Below are 881 nucleotides of genomic sequence, written 5' to 3'. Positions count from 1 at the left end.
GCGGGGGGTGCGCGCGGCAATACGCGGGAACCCGTGGTGAACAGGTCTTTTTCCACCTGCGGCTATGGCCGGATGCGCAGGGCGGGTTGTACGATCCGGCATATCGGTTCTCAACAAGTGACAGGTACGAACATATGCATATTCTGATTACCGGAGGCGCCGGGTTCATCGGCTCTCACCTGACGGAACGGCTGATCGGGGATGGTCATACCGTCACTGTTCTTGATGATCTGTCGACCGGGCTGATGTCCAACCTTGGCGCCGTCGCCGATCACCCGGATTTCACCTTTGTCGAAGGCAGCATCCTTGACCGTCAGCTGGTGGCCGATCTGGTTGGCCCGGCGGATATCGTTTTCCATCTGGCGGCGGCTGTCGGGGTCAAGCTGATCATGGACGAACCCAGCCGGTCGATCCTGACCAATGTTGCAGGCACCGAGAACGTGCTGGATGCCGCGCTGGTGGACAAGACGCACACCTTCATCGCCTCCAGTTCCGAAGTCTACGGCAAAAGCACGAACTTCCCGTTTCAGGAAGAGGGTGATCTGACCATCGGCGCCACCCGCAACCTGCGCTGGTCCTATGCCTGCGCCAAGACACTGGACGAGTTTCTGGCGCTGGCCCATGCGCGTGAATCCGGCCTTCCGGTCACGATCCTGCGGTTCTTCAACACCACCGGCCCGCGACAGACGGGGCGCTATGGCATGGTGCTGCCGAACTTCGTGAAATCCGCGCTGGAAGGCGCACCGCTGATGGTGCACGGCACCGGCGAGCAGTCACGCTGTTTCGGCCATGTGGCGGATGTGGTCGAAGCCATGTGCCGGCTGATGACCCTTCCGGACGCGCGTGGCGACGTCTTCAATGTCGGCACCGATCAGGAGGTC

1 protein-coding gene is annotated in these 881 nt (G+C 61.5%); it reads left to right on the top strand.

What is annotated here, in order from left to right:
* Positions 1 to 134: 134 nt before the first annotated feature.
* Positions 135 to 881: NAD-dependent epimerase/dehydratase family protein (locus ACR0JW_RS23885; protein WP_480714617.1), on the top strand; the 747-nt coding region annotated here is incomplete at its 3' end.

The sequence above is a fragment of the Ruegeria sp. BG6 genome, from assembly GCF_056538465.1.
This window is presented reverse-complemented; position numbering and strand designations above follow the sequence as displayed.